Origin of the sequence: Delftia sp. CH05, assembly GCF_009827015.1 — a bacterium.
In the GTDB taxonomy this organism is placed as follows: domain Bacteria; phylum Pseudomonadota; class Gammaproteobacteria; order Burkholderiales; family Burkholderiaceae_C; genus Comamonas; species Comamonas tsuruhatensis.
Map to the genome: position 1 here is coordinate 21,842 of NZ_WUMG01000053.1, position 20,387 is coordinate 42,228.

At 68.1% G+C, this 20,387-nt stretch carries 18 protein-coding genes; 9 read left to right on the forward strand and 9 right to left on the reverse strand.

Annotated features, from left to right (window positions below; genetic code table 11):
* The first annotated feature begins 84 nt into the window (after positions 1 to 84).
* Positions 85 to 525 (forward strand): CBS domain-containing protein, encoded by a 441-nt coding sequence (locus GRX31_RS26445; protein ID WP_016449718.1) that lies wholly within the window; start codon positions 85 to 87, stop codon positions 523 to 525.
* 60 nt (positions 526 to 585) lie between these two features.
* Here GRX31_RS26445 and GRX31_RS26450 read toward each other — a convergent pair whose 3' ends face one another.
* From GRX31_RS26450 to GRX31_RS26465, 4 genes are all read right to left on the reverse strand, one after another.
* A complete protein-coding gene (locus tag GRX31_RS26450; protein WP_017407363.1) occupies positions 586 to 1,392 on the reverse strand; it encodes an ABC transporter ATP-binding protein in 807 nt (268 codons plus the stop codon).
* Positions 1,389 to 2,324: a nitrate ABC transporter permease gene (gene ntrB / locus GRX31_RS26455; RefSeq protein WP_160855613.1), complete on the reverse strand. Its 936-nt coding sequence runs from the start codon at positions 2,322 to 2,324 to the stop codon at positions 1,389 to 1,391. Before ntrB ends, GRX31_RS26450 begins: the two co-directional genes overlap by 4 nt.
* A gap of 40 nt (positions 2,325 to 2,364) precedes the next feature.
* Positions 2,365 to 3,645, reverse strand: coding sequence for a CmpA/NrtA family ABC transporter substrate-binding protein (locus tag GRX31_RS26460; RefSeq protein ID WP_034367671.1), 1,281 nt, complete (start codon positions 3,643 to 3,645; stop codon positions 2,365 to 2,367).
* Between the two features lie 317 nt (positions 3,646 to 3,962).
* Positions 3,963 to 5,228, reverse strand: coding sequence for a nitrate regulatory protein (locus GRX31_RS26465; RefSeq protein ID WP_017407366.1), 1,266 nt, complete (start codon positions 5,226 to 5,228; stop codon positions 3,963 to 3,965).
* A 295-nt stretch (positions 5,229 to 5,523) separates the two neighbouring features.
* On the opposite strand from GRX31_RS26465, the gene GRX31_RS26470 reads away from it, so the two are divergent.
* Both GRX31_RS26470 and tsaD read left to right on the forward strand, forming a co-directional pair.
* Entirely contained in the window at positions 5,524 to 7,218 is a 1,695-nt protein-coding gene (locus tag GRX31_RS26470; RefSeq protein WP_160855601.1) for a putative bifunctional diguanylate cyclase/phosphodiesterase, read from the forward strand.
* Between the two features lie 90 nt (positions 7,219 to 7,308).
* Complete coding sequence (gene tsaD / locus GRX31_RS26475) at positions 7,309 to 8,349, forward strand: tRNA (adenosine(37)-N6)-threonylcarbamoyltransferase complex transferase subunit TsaD (RefSeq protein ID WP_016449712.1); 1,041 nt, start codon at positions 7,309 to 7,311, stop codon at positions 8,347 to 8,349.
* Positions 8,350 to 8,500: 151 nt separating this feature from the next.
* On the opposite strand, the gene GRX31_RS26480 is transcribed toward tsaD, so the two are convergent.
* Positions 8,501 to 8,881 carry an Hsp20/alpha crystallin family protein gene (locus GRX31_RS26480; protein ID WP_016449711.1) on the reverse strand — a complete coding sequence of 127 codons (381 nt, stop codon included), beginning with the start codon at positions 8,879 to 8,881 and terminating at the stop codon, positions 8,501 to 8,503.
* 97 nt (positions 8,882 to 8,978) lie between these two features.
* Between GRX31_RS26480 and GRX31_RS26485 the strand changes: the two genes are divergently transcribed.
* Positions 8,979 to 10,289 (forward strand): branched-chain amino acid ABC transporter substrate-binding protein, encoded by a 1,311-nt coding sequence (locus tag GRX31_RS26485; protein WP_160855603.1) that lies wholly within the window; start codon positions 8,979 to 8,981, stop codon positions 10,287 to 10,289.
* 27 nt (positions 10,290 to 10,316) lie between these two features.
* Here the strand turns inward: GRX31_RS26485 and mltB are convergent, their stop codons facing one another.
* The 4 genes from mltB to GRX31_RS26505 are packed head-to-tail and all read right to left on the reverse strand — an operon-like array spanning position 10,317 to position 15,599.
* The gene (mltB, locus tag GRX31_RS26490) at positions 10,317 to 11,489 is read right to left on the reverse strand and encodes a lytic murein transglycosylase B (protein ID WP_160855605.1); all 1,173 of its coding nucleotides are present in this window, start codon (positions 11,487 to 11,489) and stop codon (positions 10,317 to 10,319) included.
* Entirely contained in the window at positions 11,486 to 13,648 is a 2,163-nt protein-coding gene (locus GRX31_RS26495; RefSeq protein ID WP_160855607.1) for a transglutaminase family protein, read from the reverse strand. Before GRX31_RS26495 ends, mltB begins: the two co-directional genes overlap by 4 nt.
* Complete coding sequence (locus GRX31_RS26500) at positions 13,645 to 14,679, reverse strand: DUF58 domain-containing protein (protein ID WP_016453787.1); 1,035 nt, start codon at positions 14,677 to 14,679, stop codon at positions 13,645 to 13,647. Before GRX31_RS26500 ends, GRX31_RS26495 begins: the two co-directional genes overlap by 4 nt.
* The gene (locus tag GRX31_RS26505) at positions 14,679 to 15,599 is read right to left on the reverse strand and encodes an AAA family ATPase (RefSeq protein ID WP_016449706.1); all 921 of its coding nucleotides are present in this window, start codon (positions 15,597 to 15,599) and stop codon (positions 14,679 to 14,681) included. The genes GRX31_RS26500 and GRX31_RS26505 overlap by 1 nt, the downstream gene beginning before the upstream one ends.
* Positions 15,600 to 15,689: 90 nt before the next feature.
* Here GRX31_RS26505 and GRX31_RS26510 point away from each other — a divergent pair, with 90 nt between their 5' ends.
* From GRX31_RS26510 to GRX31_RS26530, 5 genes are all read left to right on the forward strand, one after another.
* Positions 15,690 to 16,595: a histone deacetylase family protein gene (locus GRX31_RS26510; protein WP_017406772.1), complete on the forward strand. Its 906-nt coding sequence runs from the start codon at positions 15,690 to 15,692 to the stop codon at positions 16,593 to 16,595.
* Between the two features lie 17 nt (positions 16,596 to 16,612).
* Entirely contained in the window at positions 16,613 to 17,422 is an 810-nt protein-coding gene (locus tag GRX31_RS26515) for an enoyl-CoA hydratase (protein WP_016449704.1), read from the forward strand.
* Positions 17,423 to 17,514: 92 nt separating this feature from the next.
* Positions 17,515 to 18,804, forward strand: coding sequence for a mechanosensitive ion channel family protein (locus tag GRX31_RS26520; RefSeq protein ID WP_016449703.1), 1,290 nt, complete (start codon positions 17,515 to 17,517; stop codon positions 18,802 to 18,804).
* 209 nt (positions 18,805 to 19,013) lie between these two features.
* A complete protein-coding gene (locus GRX31_RS26525; protein WP_046239651.1) occupies positions 19,014 to 19,763 on the forward strand; it encodes an electron transfer flavoprotein subunit beta/FixA family protein in 750 nt (249 codons plus the stop codon).
* A gap of 14 nt (positions 19,764 to 19,777) precedes the next feature.
* On the forward strand, positions 19,778 to 20,387 hold a 610-nt coding region (locus GRX31_RS26530), incomplete at its 3' end, for an electron transfer flavoprotein subunit alpha/FixB family protein (protein WP_160855609.1).

Here is a 20,387-nt window from a genome sequence, read left to right on the forward strand (position 1 = left end):
TGCATACACGCGCTGGCCCTGTTGCTTTTTGGGCGCAGTTCGGATGACACTAGAACCGAATTGGCGAACGACTGAAAGGCACCCATGACAGCAGTTGCAGACATTCTCAAGTCCAAGGCCACCAGCGCGGTGTACAGCATCGCGCCTACCGATTCCGTGCTCGACGCGCTGCGGCTCATGGCCGACAAGGGCATTGGCGCCCTGCTCGTGATGGAGGGCAGCGAGATCGCCGGCATCGTCACCGAGCGCGACTACGCACGCAAGATCGCGCTGCTGGGGCGCACCTCGGGCGCCACCCTGGTGCGCGACGTGATGACGCGCGACGTGCTGTTCGTCGGCCCCACCCAGACCACGCAGGAGTGCATGGCGGTGATGACCGAGAACCGGCTGCGCCACCTGCCCGTGGTGGACGAAGGCGGCAAGCTGCTGGGCCTGATCTCCATCGGAGACCTGGTCAAGGACATCATCTCCGAGCAGAAGTTCATCATCGAGCAGCTGGAGCACTACATCTCGGGCCGGCACTGAGCCGGGGCTCGGCCTGCCCGCCATGGGCAGGGTCTCGAAGGCGGCAGGACCTGTGAAGGTTCAGGCCGCCTTTTCCACATGCCCCTGGCGGGTGTAGAGGAAATCGATCACGGCCTTGCGGCACTGGCGGTAGAGGTCGTCCTCGGCCAGCGCCACGCGGTTGCGCGGGCGGGCCAGGCCGACCTGCAGCACCTCGCCGATGGTGGCGGCCGGGCCGTTGGTCATCATCACGATCTTGTCGGACAGCAGCACGGCCTCGTCCACATCGTGCGTGACCATGACCACGGTGCTTTGCGTGCGCGCCACGATCTCCAGCAGCTCGTCCTGCAGCTTGGCGCGCGTGAGCGCATCGAGCGCGCCGAAGGGCTCGTCCATCAGCAGCACCTGCGGCTCCATCGACAGCGCGCGCGCAATGCCCACGCGCTGCTTCATGCCGCCCGATATCTCGCCGGGCCGCTTGTGCGCGGCATGGGCCAGGCCCACCAGTTCCAGCGCGGCCAGGGTGCGGGCCTTGAGCTGGGCGCGGCTTTCCGTGCGGCCATAGACGCGCTCCACGGCCAGGTGGATGTTGCCCTCGCAGGTCAGCCAGGGCAGCAGCGAGTGGTTCTGAAAGACCACGGCGCGCTCGGGTCCGGGGCCCTTGATCTCCTTGTTGGCGCACAGCAGCACGCCCGTGGTGGGCGTGGTCAGGCCCGCGATCAGGTTCAGCAGGGTGGACTTGCCGCAGCCCGAGTGGCCGATCAGCGAGACGAATTCGCCCCGCGCAATGGTCAGGTCGATATTGCGCAGTGCCGGAAACAGGCCCTTGGCGGTCTTGAAGCTCTGCTCCACGCCCTGGATCTCGATGAACTTGGACGATGCATTCATGCCTTCACCTCTTCGAACGTAAATGCCGTTGCCAGCTTGACCAGGGCCATCTCCAGCAGCAGGCCCACGATGCCGATCACGAAGATCGCGATGATGATGTTCTTGACGTTGAGGTTGTTCCACTCGTCCCAGACCCAGAAGCCGATGCCCACGCCGCCGGTGAGCATCTCGGCCGCGACGATGACCAGCCAGGCCGTGCCCACGGCCAGGCGCACGCCGGTCAGCATGTAGGGCAGCACGGCCGGGAACAGGATGGTGGTGGCGATCTTCCACTCGCTGAGGTTGAGCACGCGCGCCACGTTCATGTAGTCCTGCGGCACGCGCTGCACGCCCACGGCGGTGTTGATGAGCATGGGCCAGATCGAGCAGATGAAGATGGTCCAGATGGCCGCCGGGTTGGCGCCCTTGAAGACCAGCAGGCCGATGGGCAGCCAGGCCAGTGGCGACACCGGGCGCAGCAGGCTGATCAGCGGGTTGAACATGCGCGACAGGAAGTTGAAGCGCCCGATCACGAAGCCGGCCGGAATGCCGACCAGGGCCGCCAGGCCGAAGCCCACGGCCACGCGCTGCAGCGAAGCGAGCACGTTCCAGCCCACGCCCTGGTCATTGGGGCCGTTGCGGTAGAACGGGTCGCTGAAAATCTCCACCGCCTGCTGCCAGGTCGCCAGGGGCCCCGGAATGCTCTGGCCCGAGCCTGCGGCCACCAGGGACCACACGCCCACGAGCAGGCCGAGGCCGCACAGCGGCGGCAGCACGGCCAGCCAGAAGGCGCGCGACAGCGCCGCCCAGTCGCGCGCAGGGGTGGTAGTCCTGGGCGTTGCCGGTGCAGCCTGCATGGCCGGGACCGGGGATGCAGGGGTGGGGGAAGCCGGCGCAGGCGGGGCGGCGGCGGTGGAGGACTCTGCCGGGAAGTGGAAGACGGCGCTGACCATGGTGTGTTCCTCGGTGGGATGGGTCTTCAAAGGGGATCTCTCAGGCCTTGATGGCGAAGCTGTCCGCGTACTTGCGCGGGTCCTTGCCGTCCCAGACCGTGCCGTCCATCAGCTTGCTGCTGCGCATCTCGCCCTTGGGCAGCGGGGCCTTGGCGGCGGTGGCGGCCTGCTGGTAGATGTCCAGGCGGTTGATGGAGCGGGCCACGCCCAGGTAGTCGGGGTGCTCCTTGAGCAGGCCCCAGCGCTTGTGCTGGGTGAGGAACCACATGCCGTCGGACAGATAGGGATAGCCCACGCTGCCGTCGCCATAGAACTTCATGTGGTGGGGGTCGTCCCAGGTCTTGCCCATGCCGTCCTGGTAGCGGCCCAGGATGCGCTGGTTGATGGCGTCCACGCCGGTGTTCACATAGGCCTTGCCGGCAATGGTGTCGGCCATGCGGGTCTTGTTGGCCAGGCTCTCGTCGATCCAGCGGCCGGCCTCGATGATGGCGGCCGTCACGGCGCGTGCCGTATTGGGGTTCTGGCGGGCAAATTCGGCCGTGGTGCCCAGCACCTTCTCGGGATGGTCCTGCCAGATGGCCTGGGAGGTGGTGGCCGTGACGCCGATGCCGTCCATGATGGCGCGGTGGTTCCAGGGCTCGCCCACGCAAAAGCCGTCCATGTTGCCCACGCGCATGTTGGCCACCATCTGCGGCGGCGGCACGGTGATGACCTTGGCATCCTTGAGCGGGTGGATGCCGTTGGCCGCCAGCCAGTAGTACAGCCACATGGCATGCGTGCCCGTGGGAAAGGTCTGGGCAAAGGTGTATTCGCGCTTTTCGCTGGCCATCAGCTTGGCCAGGCCTGCGCCGTTGACGGCGCCCTTGTCGGCCAGCTTCTTGGACAGCGTGATGGCCTGGCCGTTGTGGTTGAGCGTCATCAGCACGGCCATGTCCTTCCGGGCGCCGCCCACGCCCAGGTGCATGCCGTAGACCAGGCCGTACAGTACATGGGCAAAGTCCAGTTCGCCATTGGCCAGCTTGTCGCGCACGCTGGCCCAGCTCGCTTCCTTGGAGGGAATGATCCTGACACCGTACTTCTGGTCGATCCCCAGCACCGAGGCCATGACCACGCTGGCGCAATCGGTCAGCGGAATGAAGCCGATGCGCACTTCCTTTTTCTCGGGCGCATCCGAGCCGGCCGCCCAGGCGCCGTGGTGGCCCAGCTGGGTGTAGAGCGCCGCGCCGCCTGCCAGCGTGCCGGCCTGGCGCAGAAAATCGCGCCGGGGCAGTGCCGGGCCGGAGGTGAGAGGGCCTGTGGTGGGCTGGGGCGTGGACGCCATGGCGGAACTCCTTCGATCGTCGGGAATGGAACACTTGCAAACCGGCATGTCCCAAGCAAAACGGCGTCCTCTCCGGCCGCGCTGCGCGGGGAGAGTGACGCCGTTGTCCTGGGGCCCTGAATCAAGACCGGGTTCCCGGCCGCCTTTGGCCGGGATTTGCCAGAGTCAATGCAGAAACCGTGCCAGGCGGCGTTCAAGGGGGACCATGCACTCCACCGGCCTTGCCGTCCGCGCCGGGCCACCTTCTGGTGCGCGACTTGCCGCAGCACTGCACCAAGTCGGTGCTGCGCTGCAACATGGCGCGCAGCGGCACGGGTTCATGGGGCGGGCGGCAGCAGATCGGCCATGGAAAGCACGGCCTGCGCCACTTCGGCCAGGCGGCGGTTCTGGTTCATGGCGGTTTGGCGCAGCAGCTTGTGGGCCTCGCCTTCGCTGAGCTGGCGCCGTGTCATCAACAGGCCCTTGGCGCGCTCCAGCAGCTTGCGTTCCGTCAGCGTGGCGCGCACGGTCTCCAGCTCGGCCTGCATGGCCTGCAGCCGCTGGGACTGGTCCTGCACCAGGTCCATCACGGATCGGTCCAGCTGCGGGCCCAGACGCGCGGCCGGGGGCTGCAGCCCGCCCAGCGCCAGCGTGGCGGAGACGGGCGTGATCTCCATTGCCTGCGGCGCCTGCAGCAGCGTCTGCAGGGCGGCGCGCGCATCGACAATGCAGCGCTGGCACTGCTGCTGCAGCTCGGCCGTCAGGCGGGCCTCGACGGTGTGCAGCGCATCCATGCGCCGCGAGCAGCTGTCGAACCAGGGCTCGGCCATCTCCGGCGCCAGGGGAGTGCCCGGCGCGGCCGTGCAGCCCACGCGGCGCAGGCGTTCGATCACGGCCAGCGTGGCATCGGCCGCGCTGCTTTCTTGCCACAGGGCCAGGGAATGGGGCGGCGCAAACTCCGCAAAGACCTGAAAGCAGCGCTCCTGCGACGCGATCAGGTGCAGCCAGTGCTGCTGGCGCGGCGCATCGCTGACGCCCGCACCAAAGGCGGCCACGCCCGTGGCACGCTCCTGGCCCGCGAATTCCTTGCCCTGCATGAAGTTGAACAAGGCCACCAGCAGGCGCGAGATACCGGGCTCGGGTGCGCTGTCGGCCGCCTCGAACACCACGGCCAGCAGGCCTGCCACCAGCTCGATGTAGATGGCGGTGGCCGCCTCCGGCGACAGGTCGTGGCTGGCGACGCGCTCGCGCAGCGCAGGCAGGGCGTCCAGGCACTGCAGCACATGGGCGATGCGGCTGAACAGCCGCGCGCCATGGCCGGGGTGCCCCGTGGAGTCTGTTTGGCCGGGCTGCATGTCCAGCCGGTCGAAGCCGTCAAGGGCCGCCGCGGCAATCCGGTCGCACTCGGCCATCTGCGCCAGCCGTGCCTCGCCGCCATGCGCGCCCGCGCTGGCCAGAAAGACGTTGGACAGGCCGCGCTCCTTTTGCAGCGCATGGATGAGGCGGCTGAGCAGATCCACCAGTGCGCTGGTGCGCTGCAGTTGCTCCAGCTCGCCGATTTCGCACTGGCGCGCGGCCACAAGAAAGTTGAGAGCGGTTTTCATGGGGGACGGGTCCTGTCTGCCTGCATTGATGCAATTCCCATGCCGGGCCTGCCGTGGCGCAAAAGGAGAAGTAGAAGCAAGGCGCAGGGTTTGATAGAATTTTTCTAACGTTTTGAAATCGTCGATACAAATTTGGACGCGCGAATGTGTCGAGTATTTGCCGGGCGTCCTGCAGGAAAAAGCCCGGCTTTCCGGCACACACGACAACCATGGCATAGCCATCCACAAGATCGGGCTGCGCAATGCGGCAGCGAGGCTGAATCAGCATGAGCTTGCAATATCACGAGAAGATCGGATGTCCCCCGTGCGCTGGCGGTTCATGACCCAGGCGGTGTTGGGGCGGACTGCTGTGCGCCGGCGTGGCCCGTCCCTGGCTGCGCTGCTGCTGGGCCTGGCGCAGTGCCGGGCACTGGAGGGGGGCGTGCTCCTGGCCGCATCGGCGCCATCCGATGGCCAGGGAAGCTGGGCCGCGGGGTGGAGCGCTTTCGGCCTGTGGGGCGCCATTCCCGTTCTGATATTCCTGCTGGTTTCGCTGGTGGTCCATGTGCGCCTGCGCGAGAAGGCTCAGCGCCTGACGCAATCGCTGCAGCAGACCAATGAAAAGCTGCTGCGCGCCAATGTGAAGCTCAAGCGCATCGCCTTCAGGGACCCGCTGACCGGCACGGCCAACCGGGCGCTGCTCGAGTACCGGCTTGGCCGGGCGATTGCGCGCGCCGACAGCTCGGTGGAGCAGCCAGGGCCCGGCGGGCCGGTGCGCGTGGGCCTGCTGTACATCGATCTGGACGGATTCAAGCCCATCAACGACGTGGAGGGCCATGCCGCAGGTGACGCGCTGCTGTGCCAGGTGGCTGTGCGCCTGAACCGTATGACGCGCAAGTCGGACACGCTGGCGCGCGTGGGGGGCGATGAGTTCGTGCTGCTGCTGGGCTGCCTGGCATCGGAGGACGATGCCGTGGCCATGGCCGGCCGGGTGCAGAAGGTTTTGGGCCAGCCCTTCGATCTGCCGGGAAAGTCCATCTCCATCGGCAGCTCCGTCGGCGTGGCCATCTATCCCGATCATGGCCAGAAGGAAAAGCTCATGGCGGCGGCCGACCTCGCCATGTACACGGCCAAGCGCGCCGGCGGGAATTCCTGCGCCATCTTCAAGGAAAGCATGCGCAAGGATGTGGCCGTGCAGTTCGACCTGCAGCAAGCCCTGCGCCGCGCCGTCGCAAGCCAGCAGCTGGTGCTGTTCTACCAGCCCAAGATCGATGCCCGCACGGGCCGCATCCGCAGCGTGGAGGCGCTGGTTCGATGGAACCATCCCCGATTCGGCCTCATCAGCCCCCGCGTGTTCATTCCGCTGGCCGAGCGCTTCGGCCTGATCAGCGAGATCGGCGACTGGGTCATCGACGAGGCCTGCCGCCAGACTGCCCAGTGGACGCGCCAGCGGCGCTTCATGCGCGTCTCCATCAATATCTCGGGCTATCAGCTCTTTCAGACACGGCTGGCGCAGTACATCGGCGAAGCGATCGAGCGGCACCGCATTCGGCCCGAGCAGCTGGTCTTCGAGATCACCGAGTCCGTGGCCATGGAGGACGACAAGACCACCATGGCCGTGATTGCCGAGTTGACGGGCATGGGCGTGCAGATTTCCATCGATGACTTCGGCACCGGCTACTCCAGCCTGGCCCTGCTGCGCCAGCTGGGCGCCGACGAGGTCAAGATCGACCGCAGCTTCGTGCGGGACGTGGCCATCAAGAGCGACGCGCGGGCCGTGGTCGATGCCATCGTGCGCCTGGCCCATGCGCTGGAGCTGCGCGTGGTGGCCGAAGGCGTGACCGACCAGCAGCAGCGCGAAGTGCTTCAGACGCTGGGCTGCGACGAGCTGCAGGGCTTTTACTTCGCTCGCCCCATGAACGCCCAGGCGCTGATCGCCAGCGAAATCTGGACCTCCGACGGCATCGAGCCCGTGCAGTTCTCGCGCTCGTCATACCTGGACAACCTGTAGCGGCCCGCCGGCCCCGCAACTGCCCGCCGGCCAGGGGCCATTGACGCGGGCGGCCGTGCGCCGCGCCCGCAGGTTCTACACTTCAGTCCCATGAGTTTGCTGATTCTGGGGATCGAATCCTCCTGCGATGAAACCGGCGTGGCCCTGGTCGAGGCCCCCGATGGCACGGGCGTGCCCAGGCTGCTGTCCCATGCGCTGCACAGCCAGATCGACATGCACCGCGCCTATGGCGGCGTGGTGCCGGAGCTGGCCAGCCGCGACCACATCCGCCGCGTGCTGCCGCTGACCGAAAGCGTGCTGGGCGAGTCCGGCCGCACGCTGGACCAGGTCGATGTGATCGCCTTCACGCGCGGCCCCGGCTTGGCCGGCGCGCTGCTGGTGGGCGCGGGCGTGGCCTGCGCCATGGCTGCGGCGCTGGACAAGCCCGTGCTGGGCGTGCACCACCTGGAAGGCCACCTGCTGTCGCCCTTCCTGAGCGCCGATCCCCCCGAATTCCCCTTCGTGGCCCTGCTGGTCTCGGGCGGCCACACGCAGCTGATGCGCGTGGACGGCGTGGGCAGCTACGCCATCCTGGGCGAGACCATCGACGACGCGGCCGGCGAGGCCTTCGACAAATCGGCCAAGCTCATGGGCCTGCCCTATCCGGGCGGCCCCGTGCTCTCGCGCCTGGCCGAGGGCGGGGACGCGCAGGCCTTCAAGCTGCCCCGGCCGCTGCTGCATTCGGGCGACCTGGACTTCTCGTTCGCCGGCCTGAAGACGGCCGTGCTGACCCAGGCGAAGAAGCTGGGCGATGACCTTGAGGCGCGCAAGGCCGACCTGGCCGCCAGCACGCAGGCGGCCATCGTCGAGGTGCTGGTCAAGAAGACGCTGGCGGCGCTGCAGCAGACCGGCATGAAGCGCGTGGTCGTGGCCGGCGGCGTGGGCGCCAACCGTCTGCTGCGCGCCCAGCTGGATGCGGCCTGTGCCAAGCGCAAGCTGCGCGTGCACTACCCCGAGCTGCACCTGTGCACCGACAACGGCGCCATGATCGCCATGGCCGCCGCCATGCGCCTGCAGGCAGGCCGCGAAATGGCGAACAGGCACTACGCGTTCGACGTCAAGCCGCGCTGGCCGCTCGATTCGCTGGCCTGATGGTCCGGGGCCGCGTGCCCGGCCTGCACGGCGGGCGCAAAAAAAGCCCGGCGCGGGCCGGGCTCTGGAAACGGGCTGTCACCTTGCCAAGAGGATGGAAGAAAGGATGGTTGACAGCCCGGGTGCACAAACGCGCTGGCCGTGACCGGACTTACTGGATGCTCAGCATGGTGGCCTTGCTCTGGGGTTCCAGGCGGGCCAGGGACAGCGTGAGCACGCCGTTTTCCAGCTTGGCGCTGCTGGCGGCCGTGTCGATTTCATGGTCCAGCTCCCAGGCACGCTGCACCTGGCGGGGCGCGCCCTCGACGCTGGACAGACGGACCACGGCGCCTTCGATGCTCAGCTGCAGCTGCTCGCGGGACAGGCCGGGCACATCCAGCTGCAAGGTCGTGGCCTTTTCATCGCGCTGAACCTGCACCGACGAGAGCGAAGGGGCCGCGTTGCCCAGGGTGCCTTGCAAGAAGCGCTGCAGGGCCAGATCGGCGGCTTGGGGAGCGAAGGCGTTGCGGCGGAGAACAGGCGTGAAGATCATGGTGGGTTGGCTCCTATAAACTGCGCGGCTTCATCGAAGTTGTCGCCGCATGAAGCCTAGTTAAGCGGTGTTGAACGCATTTCAAGAGGAAAAAGCCATGAATAAATTGCGCCGCAAGGTCTTGAAAAGCGGCGCCATGGCGCTATTTGCGGCGCCCGCGCTGCTGGCCCGGGCGTCAAGCGGACACGACCGGCCCGTGTCGCCGCCGCGCGGCGAGCCGATACGGCTGGCGCTGATCGAAAGCCTGTCCGGCCCCTTTGCCAACACGGGCGAGGCCGTGTTCCGCAACCTGCTGTGGGCCGCCGAGCGCGTGAACGCGCGCGGCGGTGTGCTGCTGCCGGCTGCGCAGGGCGGCGCCCGGCCCCTGGCCATCGAACGCCATGACAGCAAGGGCCAGAACGAGGAGGCGCTGTCTGCGCTGCGCGCAGCCATCGACGGCGGCGCGCGCGTGGTCATGCAGGGCAATTCATCGGCCGTGGCCGCCGTGCTGGTCGACGCCATTGCCAAGCACAACGAGCGCGATCCGGCCCGGCGCGTGCTGTACCTGAACTACTCGGCCGTCGATCCCGCGCTCACCAACGAGCGCTGCAGCTTCTGGCACTTTCGCTTCGACGCCCATGCCGACATGCGCATGGCCGCGCTGATGCAGGTGCTGCGCGAGGACGGGGCCGTGCGCAACGCCTACCTGATCGGGCAGGACTACAGCTTTGGCCAGGCCGTGCTGCGCGAGGCAAGGCGCCAGCTGGCCGCGCAGCGGCCCGATGTGGCCATCGTGGGCGACGAGCTGCATCCCGTGGGGCGCGTCAAGGACTTTGCGCCTTATGCGGCCAAGATCAAGGCCAGCGGCGCCCAGGCCGTGGTCACGGGCAACTGGGGCAACGATCTGATGCTGCTGGTCAAGGCCGCGCGGGAGGCGGGTTTTGAGGGCCGCTTCTACACCTTCTACGGCAATGCGCTGGGCGCGCCCGCTGCCCTGGGCGAGGCCGGCGTGGGCAAGGTGCTGGCCGTGGCCGACTGGCTGCCCAACGTGCCGGGCCCCGACAGCCAGGCCTTCTACAAGTCATTCCGCGAGCGCTTTCCCAGGCCTGCCGATGACTATGTGCACATGCGCATGCAGCTGATGATGGAGGCCCTGGCCCAGTCCATGGCGCGTGCGGGCAGCACCGACACGGTGGCCGTGGCGCAGGCGCTGGAAGGCGCCGAGGTGGCGCTGGCCGGACGCAGGGGCCGCATGCGCGCGGCCGACCACCAGTTCCAGCAGGCGCTGGTGGTCGGCGTCATGGACAGGCAGGGGGCGCCAGGCGTGCCCTTCGATGTGGAAGGCTCGGGCTACGGCTTCCGCGTGGTGCGAGAGATCGAGGCCGCGCGTGCCGAGCAGCCCGCGATGTGCCGCATGCGCCGGCCCTGACCGCCTCGACGGTTTGGATGGCCTGGATCAGCGGCCCATGGCTGCCGCGACTTCCTGGCCCAGCTCTATCACGGACAGCGCGTAGTAGCTGGACCAGTTGTAGCGCGTGATGGCATAGAAGTTCTCCGTGCCCGCGATGTACAGCGGCTGGCCCTGCGCGCCGTTTTCCAGCTTGACCAGGGCCAGCGGCCCCGGGTGCGCGGCGCCGTCGCCTGGCACCTGCACGCCGCGTGCGGCCATCTCGTCGGCCGTGAACTGGGGAAGGATGTCGGGCGCCAGCAGGGCGGCCAGGTCGGCGCCCTGGGCCTGCATGATCACCGGGTAGTGGGTGGGCATGCCGCTTTTCCAGCCATGCGCGACAAAGTAGTTGGCCACCGAGCCGATGGCATCGGCCGCGCTGCCGAACAGGTCGATGCGGTCGTCGCCGTCAAAGTCCACGGCCCACTTCACCCAGCTGCTGGGCATGAACTGGCCCATGCCCATGGCGCCTGCGTAGCTGCCGCGCAGCGAGAACGGGTCCGTGCCCGCACGGTGGGTGAAGCGCAGGAACTGCTCCAGCTCGCCACGGAAGTACTCGGTGCGCGCCGCAGCGCGCGGGTGGGCGGCAGGGAAGTCGAAGCTCAGCGTGGCCAGGGCGTCCATCACGCGGAAGTTGCCCATCTGCTGGCCGTAGATGGTCTCCACGCCGATGATGCCGACGATGATTTCGGCCGGCACGCCGTACTGCTTTTCGGCACGCGCCAGCGCAGCGGCATTGGCCTGCCAAAAGCGTGTCCCGGCACGTATGCGCACGGGCTCGACAAAGCGGCTGCGGTAGACGCCCCAGTTCTTGGCCGTGCCCTGGACGGCCGGCGTCATCAGGCGCGGCACCTGGGGCAGAAAGCGGGCCTGGGCGACGGTCTCGCGCACCCAGTCCACCGGCAGGTCGTGGCGCATCGCAATGTCGGCGGCCATCTGCATGGCTTGAGGCCGTTCGCCGTAGGGCGTGCTGCCCTGCACGGTCCTTGCCACGGCGGCGCCGCCAGCGGCCGTGGCGGCGGCAGCAGCGGCCGTGCGCTTTTTCGTGGAAGGTTTGGCCGTGGACTTGGTCGTGGCTTGGGCGGCAGGGCTGGCTGCCGGCTTGCCGGCCAGCGCGCCGCAGGGCACGGCCGCGGCCGCAAGCAGCAGCAGGGCGCAGGGGATCAGTCGTTGCTTGGTCATGGTGTGCTTGTCGTGGGACCGGCAGCGGCGGCTTGTGGCCGTGGCTGCGGATTGCGTGGCCAGTCCAGCGCCCGCCATTGGCGTCGCAGGGCGGGCAGGCCGGGGGTGTCGGGTGCGGATGAGGATGGGGATGGGGATGGGGATGGCCGTGCGTAGCGCTGGCGCTCCATGCCCAGGAGCCAGTCGTGAAGGGCCTGGGCCGCCTTGGCATCGTCCCGGCCCCAGCGGTCCATGACCTGGGCTGCCAGCGCACGTGGAGGCAGGCTGGCGTCGGCGTCCAGGCCGATGCGCCGCAGCCGGGCGCGGGTCCTGTCCATGAGGCGCAGCCATTCGTCGCGGCTGGTGCGCTGGGCGCGGGCCATCCAGGCCAGCCAGGCCAGCGCGGCCACGCCGGCCAGCGCGCCCAGCAGGCGCAGCATGTCCACCCACGAGGGCGATTGCACGCCCAGGTTCTTGAGCAGGTCCAGCTGGCGGCTTTGCGTGTAGTTCAGCACCCACTGGTTCCATCCGTTGTTGACGGCCTCCCACACGGCGCGCATCTGCTGCAGCATGCCCACGCCCACGAAGTTGCCCATGGCTCCGGCGATGGTGCCCTGCGGCGCGCGCAGGCGCTGGAACTCGCCCACGCGCGACGGGGCCACGGCGCCGGTGGGGTCGATGCGCACCCAGCCCTCATCCTCCAGCCACACCTCGGTCCAGGCATGGGCGTCGGCGTTGCGCACGGTCCAGTAGCCGTCGACCGGGTTGCGCTCGCCACCCTGGTAGCCGGTGACGATGCGGGCAGGCACGCCCATGCCGCGCATCAGCACGGCGAAGGCGGAGGCGATGTGCTCGCAGAATCCCTCTTTGCTGTCGAACCAGAAGTCATCGGCCGTGTGCACGCTGTCCACCACGCCGGGCGCCAGCGTGTAGGTGTAGCCGCCCTTGCGCAGGCGCGCCAGCGCGGCCTGCACCCAGGCGCGGGGCGCGGCATCGGCCAGTTGCGGGTCGGCGCGCATCTGCCGGGCCAGCTCCAGCGTGCGCGGGTTGCTGCCTTCGGGCAGCTGGGTGTAGCGGCGCAGGGCGCGCGTGGGCTTGAGCGGGCCGTAGCTGAACTGCACATGGCTTTGGGCGCTGATGCGCACCACGTCGGTGATGGGGCGCCAGGTCAGCCATTGCAACTGGGGCGTCATGCGGGCGGTGCCCATGCCTGGGGGGAGCTCGGGAGTCCTGGCCGCGGCGTCCAGCAGGGGTAGCCAGGGGCGGCGGCTGGGCTCTATGGTCATCTGGTAGCTCACGCCCTCGCCGGAGACGCGCAACTGCGCGTCCTCCAGAACGGCCTCCGTGTCCATCTGCCATTCCTGTCCGTCAAAGCGAGACAGAACGGGTCCCCGGAAATACAGGGTGTTGGCAGGCGGAGGAGCACCATCGGGCGTATCGAAACGCAGGCGCAGGGCCACGTTTTCGTCCAGCACCAGCGAGGCCATGGAGCCCACGCGCATGTTCTCCGACAGGCCGCTGCGGCCCGCCAGGTCGTTGCCCGGCACGCCCCACAGCGGGGCCATGCGGGGAAAGAACAGGAACAGCGCCACCATCACCGGCGTGCCCCACAGCGCCAGCAGGGCTGCCGTGCGCAGCGCCTGGGTCAGCGGCGGCCGGCCGGCGGTCATGTGGGCATTGACCAGGGCCGTGAGCAGGCCCAGCAGGCCCAGCACCATGGCCAGGGCCAGCAGCAGGGACTGCGAGTAGAAGAAGTTGGCCAGCAGCGCGAAGAAGCCCAGGAAGAACACCACCATGGCGTCGCGCCGGGCGCGCAGCTCCAGTGTCTTGAGCGCCAGCAGCAGCACGATCAGCGTCACGCCCGCATCGCGCCCGACAAAGGTGCCGTGCGAGACCCAGGTGGCGCCCAGGGCCAGCAGCAGCAGTCCGCCCAGCAGCCAGCGGCCGGGCAGGGGCTGGCCGCGCCAGGCCAGCAGGGCGCGCCACAGCAGCAGGCCGGCCACGAAGACCATGGTCCACCAGGGCGTGTGGGCGGCCTGGGGCATCAGCACCCAGGCCACCACGGCCAGCAGGAACAGGGTGTCGCGCGCATCGCGGGGCAGGGCGGCCAGGCGCTGGCGCCAAGTGGCCGCAGGCTGCGCAATGGCTTGGAAGGAGGAGGGCATGGACGTGCGATTCATGGGCAGGCCGCCAGGGCTTCCAGGCAGAGCGTGGCATGGGCCGGGCCCTGGTCGGGGGCGATCTCGCGGCCGTCGGGCAGGCGCAGGCCCCAGGTCAGGTCCTGCTGGCGCGCGGCCAGCACCCAGGCGGTCAGGCGGCTGAGGCGGGCCTCGGGGTCGGCCAGGCCGGTGGCCTTGGCATCCAGCCACAGGCGGTGCTGCTGGGACAGCGGGCGGTCGCGGCTCACCAGCTGGTTGCTGCCCGTGGCAAAGGCCTGTGCAGCCTTTTTCCAGACCACCAGCTTGAGCGGATCGCCGCGGCGGTAGGCCCGCACACCGTCGAACTCGTCGCCGTGCCGCGTGGCAGCCGCGCTGCGGCCGCCGGCATCGGCGCTGGCCGGTGGCAGGGGTGGCGGATTGTGCTCGGGCGCCGGGTAGATCCAGGCCTGCGTCTGTGCGCGCCACAGCGCCCAGACGCGGAAGGTGCCCAGCGGATAGCGGGTGGCCGCCGTGATCGTGGGCAGCGGCTGCCGTCCCCGGCGCAGCGGCGTGAAGGCCAGCTGTGCCGTGGTGCTGCCCTGTGCCGGTACATCGATCCAGGTCCAGTCGTTGGCCGGGGCATCGCCCTGCACGGCCAGGCCTATGCCCCAGCGCGTGCTGCGGCGGCTGTTGTGCAGCACCACGTCGAAGCGGCAGGGCTGGCCGGCAAAGCTGCCGGCCGGCGGCACCAGGTGCATTGCCAGGCCGCGCAGGTTGCCGTGGCCGACCACCATGCCCGCAGCCGCGCTTCCGGCCAGCAAAAAGGTCAGCAGGTAGCCCAGGTTGAGCTGGTAGTTGATGGCCGCCACCAGCAGAACGCACAGCGTCAGCGCCAGGGCCCAGCCTGCGCGCGAGGGCATGATGTAGACATTGCGCTGGGTCAGCCTGAGGCTGTCGGTGCGCGGCAGGCGGGCATGCCACCACTGGCGCACGCGCCGCGCAGGAGACCAGCGCTGGCGCAGCGATGCCCCCGGCTGGGCGGCGCCGGGCGAGGACGCGGGAGCGGCCGGCATCAGCGCAGCGCCACGGCGTCCAGCATGGCGCGCACCTGCTCCACGGCACCCCGGCCGCTGGAGCCTATGGGCACCAGGCGGTGGGCCGCCGTCTGCGGCAGGATGGCCTGCACATCGTCGGGCGCCACGTAGTCACGCCCCTCCATCAGGGCCACCGCCCTGGCCGCGCGCAGCAGCGCAATGCCCGCGCGAGGCGACAGGCCCTGCACGAACCACTGGCCCGAGCGCGTCGCCTCCAGCAGGTCCTGCACATAGTCGAGCAAGGCATCGCTGGCATGGACCTGCAGCACGGCGGCCTGCAACTGCTGCAGCTCGTCCGTGGCCAGCAGCGGTAGCAGTGCATCGGCCTGGGCGCGCCGGCCATTGCCGGACAGCAGGGAGCGCTCGGCCGCGCGGTCGGGATAGCCCAAGCTGATGCGCATCAGAAAGCGGTCCAGCTGGCTTTCGGGCAGCGGGAAGGTGCCCAGCTGTTCCTGCGGGTTCTGCGTGGCGATCACGAAGAAGGGCTCGGGCAGGCGGTGCGTGCGGCCTTCGGACGAGACCTGGCGCTCTTCCATGGCTTCGAGCAGGGCGCTCTGTGTCTTGGGGCTGGCGCGGTTGATCTCGTCGGCCAGCAGTACCTGGGCGAAAACGGGACCTGGATGGAAGACGAAGGACTCGCTGCTGCGCTCATAGATGGACACGCCGGTGAGGTCGCTGGGCATGAGGTCGGCCGTGAACTGCACGCGCGAGAACTGCAGCCCGAAGCTGTGCGCCAGCGCATGGGCCAGCGTGGTCTTGCCCACGCCGGGAACGTCTTCCAGCAGCAGGTGTCCCCCGGCCAGCAGGCAGGCCACGCTGTCGCGGACCTGAGCCGGCTTCCCTACAACCACCGTGTTAAGCTGATCCAGAAGCGCCTTGATCTTGTGTGTAGCTTGCATGGCGCGACGTTATCCTAAAAAAAACATCGCGGAGACATCACTGTGGGCAAGACGGGTTATTTCACCCATAGGGAGTGCTGGCGGCATGAGATGGGGCCGGGGCACCCAGAGTGCCCGGCCCGGCTGGACGCCATCGAGGACCGGCTGCTGGTGACCGGCGTGGCCGATGCGCTGGAGCGGCACGAGGCCCCCCAGGCCTCGCTGGCCGACATCGAACTGGCCCATGACCGCATGCATGTGGCCGCGCTGCAGGGCCTGACCCAGCGCCTCATCGAGGAGCAGCAGGCCGGCGGCCCCGAGTACTCCCAGATCGACACCGACACCTCCATCAACAGCCACACCTTCTCGGCCGCGCTGCATGCGGCCGGTGCCGCGCTGGCGGCCACCGATGCGGTGATGGCCGGCGAGCTGGAGAACGCCTTTTGCGCCGTGCGCCCTCCCGGCCACCATGCCACCCGCCACCAGGCCATGGGCTTTTGCTTCTTCAACAACGTGGCCGTGGGCGTGAAGTACGCGCTCAGCCGCCACCACCTCAAGCGCGTGGCCGTGATCGATTTCGACGTGCACCACGGCAATGGCACGGAGGACATCCTCTCCGGCGACGACCGTGTGCTCATGTGCGGCATCTTCCAGCACCCCTTCTATCCCTTCAGCGGCGACCAGCACCCGGCCGCCAACATGGTCAACGTGCCGGTGGCCGCCTATACCAAGGGCATGGACATCCGCGAGATCGTCGAGATGATGTGGATCCCGCGACTGGAAGCCTTCAAGCCCGAGCTGATCTTCATCAGCGCCGGCTTCGACGCCCACCGCGAGGACGACATGGGCCAGCTGGGCATGACCGAGCAGGACTTCACCTGGATCACCTCGCGCATCAAGGACATTGCGCGGCGCTTCTCCAAGGGGCGCATCGTCTCCTGCCTGGAAGGCGGCTACGTGATGGGGCCGCTTGCGCGCAGCGTGGAAGCGCACGTGCGCGTGCTGGCCGACCTCTGAACCCGATCTGGAGCACCATGAACGCGAGCACCCATCCTTCTGAAGCCAGCCCCCTGCTCGACGTGCAGCGCGACGCGCGCGGCGTCGTACGGCTCACGCTCAACGATCCGCAGCGCTTCAATGCCCTGGGCGAGCAGATGCTCACGCAGCTGCAGCAGGCGCTGGACGATGTGGCGCGCGACGAGTCCGTGCGCGTGGTCGTGCTGGCTGCGGCCGGCAAGGCCTTTTGCGCGGGGCACAACCTCAAGGACATGGCGGCCCATCCGCAGCTGGACTACTACCAGAAGCTGTTCGCCCAGTGCAGCCGCATGATGCTGTCCATCCACCGGCTGCCCGTGCCCGTGATTGCGCGCGTGCACGGCATTGCCACGGCGGCGGGCTGCCAGCTCGTGGCCCAGTGCGATCTGGCCGTTGCTGCGCAGGCGGCGCGCTTTGCCACCAGTGGCATCCACTATGGCCTGTTCTGTGCCACGCCCAGCGTGCCCTTGGTGCGCAATGTGCCGGCCAAGCAGGCCATGGAGATGCTGCTCACGGGCGACTTCATCGACGCGCAGCAGGCGCTGGACCAGGGCCTGGTCAACCGCGTGGTGGCCGAGGAGGCGCTGGACGATGCGGTGGAGCACTTCGTGCAGTCCATCGTCAGCAAGCCCCGCGCGGCCGTGGCCATGGGCAAGGCCCTGGTCTACCGCCAGCGCGAGATGGGCATCGAGGCGGCCTACCAGCTGGCCGGCCAGACCATGGCCGCCAACATGATGGATGCCGATGCCCAGGAGGGCGCCCAGGCCTTCGCCGCCAAGCGCGAACCGGCCTGGAAGACGGGCCGCTGACCGACCTGCATGTAGGCCCCGGTCCGGTTGGCCTGTCCTGGATCTGCGCGATGATGGCGGCCTGCGCCCTTGCGGCGGAACGGCCCTGATCCATGGACATCTTCGACAAGCTCATCAACGACTTCCAAAGCTCCAGCGCCTGGCTGGAGTTCTCCGTTCTCATCGGCTGCCTGCTGCTGGCCTACGGCGCCATGCGCGGCCTGCATGCGCGCTACGGCCATCTGAACGATGGCAAGCCCTCCGTATGGATTGGCCGCCATGCGCTCGATGGCGCACTGTTCCCGCTGCTGGCGCTGGTGCTGGTCTTCACCAGCCAGGAGATCCTGGCGCGGTTTTCCACGGTGTTCTGGTTGCGCGTGGCCGTGTCGCTGCTGGTGTCCCTGTCGGTGATCCGCTTCGTGGCGCGGGTGCTCAGCCGGACCTTCCCCCACTCCACCGTGGTGCGCCTGATCGAGCGCATCTTCTCCTGGCTGGCCTGGGGCGCGGCCGTGCTGCACAGCATCGGCCTGCTGCCGCAGGTCATGGAGGAGCTGGAGGCCCTGCAGTTCAACATCGGCAAGACGCCGGTCAGCCTGCTCAACCTGATCGAGGGCACGCTGTCGGCGGGCCTGATGATGGTGGCCGTGCTCTGGCTGTCCACGCTGTTCGAGCAGAAGGTCATCAACCAGTGGGTCAGCGACCTGTCCATGCGCAAGGTGGCCATGAACATCACGCGCAGCGTGCTGATCCTGGTGGGCCTGCTGGTGTCGCTGTCCATGGTGGGCGTGGACCTGACGGCGCTGTCCGTCATGGGCGGCGCCATCGGCGTGGGCCTGGGTTTCGGCATGCAGAAGATCGCCTCCAACTACGTCAGCGGCTTTCTGGTGCTGATCGAGCGTGCGCTGCGCATCGGCGACAACGTGCGCGTGGACGGCTTCGAGGGCCGCATCACCGACATCCGCACGCGCTACACCATCATCCGCGCGCTCAACGGCCGCGAATCCATCGTGCCCAACGAGACGCTGATCACCCAGCGTGTGGAGAACCTCACCGGATTCGACGTCAAGTTCGGCCTGTCCACCAACATCGTCGTGGGCATGGACAGCGATGTGGAGCAGGTGCGCGGCATCCTGCTCGAAGCCGCAGCCGCGCAGCCGCGCGTGCTCAAGACGCCCGCGCCTTCGGTGGCTCTGGTCGACTTTGTGGAGCAGGGCCTGCAGTTCAGTCTCAGCTACTACATCAACGACCCGCAAAATGGCCAGGGAAATGTGCGCTCCGAGGTCAACCTCGCCGTGCTGCGCGGCCTGCGTGCCGCAGGCGTGAGCCTGCCGGTCCCCAGGCAGGTAGTACAGATCACCGAACGCGTGGGCGTGGCGGCCCAGGCAGCAGAGAAAAGCAGCTAGGATTATTCCTAGGTGCATACCCTGAGTTCAGGCTGTTCCCCTGCAGGAAATCTCAAGGGTCGTGCTTAAAATGGCACGATCGTTCTTTTTTGTGAGCGCGCATGCGGCCCTCGGCCGTCAGGGAAACCTGCCTCAGCTGCTGCAGCGCCGCATACAATGATTTCGGTTTACGTAAACGTCAATCTATCAATCAATCAGGAGCCGCTGCAATGAAGGTTTTGGTCCCGGTCAAGCGCGTGGTGGACTACAACGTGAAGGTCCGCGTGAAGTCGGACGGCACGGGCGTGGACATCGCCAACGTCAAGATGAGCATGAACCCCTTTGACGAAATCGCCGTCGAAGAAGCCGTTCGCCTCAAGGAAAAGGGCGTGGTCACCGAAGTCATCGCCGTCTCCTGCGGCGTGGCCCAGTGCCAGGAAACCCTGCGCACGGCCATGGCCATCGGTGCCGACCGCGGCATCCTGGTGGAGACCACCGAGGAGCTGCAGCCCCTGGCCGTCGCCAAGCTGCTCAAGGCCCTGGTGGACAAGGAGCAGCCCGGCCTGATCATCCTGGGCAAGCAGGCCATCGACGACGACGCCAACCAGACCGGCCAGATGCTGGCGGCCCTGGCCGACCTGCCGCAAGCCACCTTCGCCTCCAAGGTCGAAGTCGCTGGCGACAAGGTCAACGTGACCCGTGAAGTGGACGGCGGCCTGGAAACCCTGGCCCTGAGCCTGCCGGCCGTCATCACCACCGACTTGCGCCTGAACGAGCCGCGCTACGTCACGCTGCCCAACATCATGAAGGCCAAGAAAAAGCAGCTGGACACCGTCAAGCCTGAAGAGCTGGGCGTCGATGTCGCCCCGCGCCTGAAGACGCTCAAGGTGGCCGAGCCCGCCAAGCGCGGCGCTGGCGTGAAGGTGCCCGATGTGGCGACCCTGGTCAGCAAGCTCAAGAACGAAGCCAAGGTCATCTAAAGGAATTCGCAGACATGACATCCCTCGTTATTGCAGAACACGACAACGCTTCCATCAAGAGCGCCACGCTCAACACCGTCACTGCGGCCCTGGCCTGCGGCGGCGACGTGCATGTGCTGGTGGCGGGCGAGAATGCCGGCGCCGCTGCGCAGGCTGCGGCCCAGATCGCTGGCGTTGCCAAGGTCATCCACGCCGACGGCGCCAGCCTGAAGGACAGCCTCGCCGAGAACATCGCAGCGCAAGTGCTGGCGATTGCCTCGAACTACAGCCATATCCTGTTCCCCGCCACCGCCAGCGGCAAGAACGCCGCGCCGCGCGTGGCCGCCAAGCTGGACGTGGCCCAGATCAGCGACATCACCAAGGTGGACAGCGCCGACACCTTCGAGCGCCCCATCTACGCAGGCAACGCCATTGCCACGGTGCAAAGCAGCGACAAGATCAAGGTCATCACCGTGCGCGGCACGGGCTTTGACGCAGCGGCCACCACGGGCGGCAGCGCCCAGGTGGAGCAGCTGGCGGCCGCTGGCGACAGCGGCAAGAGCAGCTTCGTGGGCCGTGAAGTGACCAAGAGCGACCGCCCCGAGCTGACGGCCGCCAAGATCATCGTCTCCGGCGGCCGCGCGC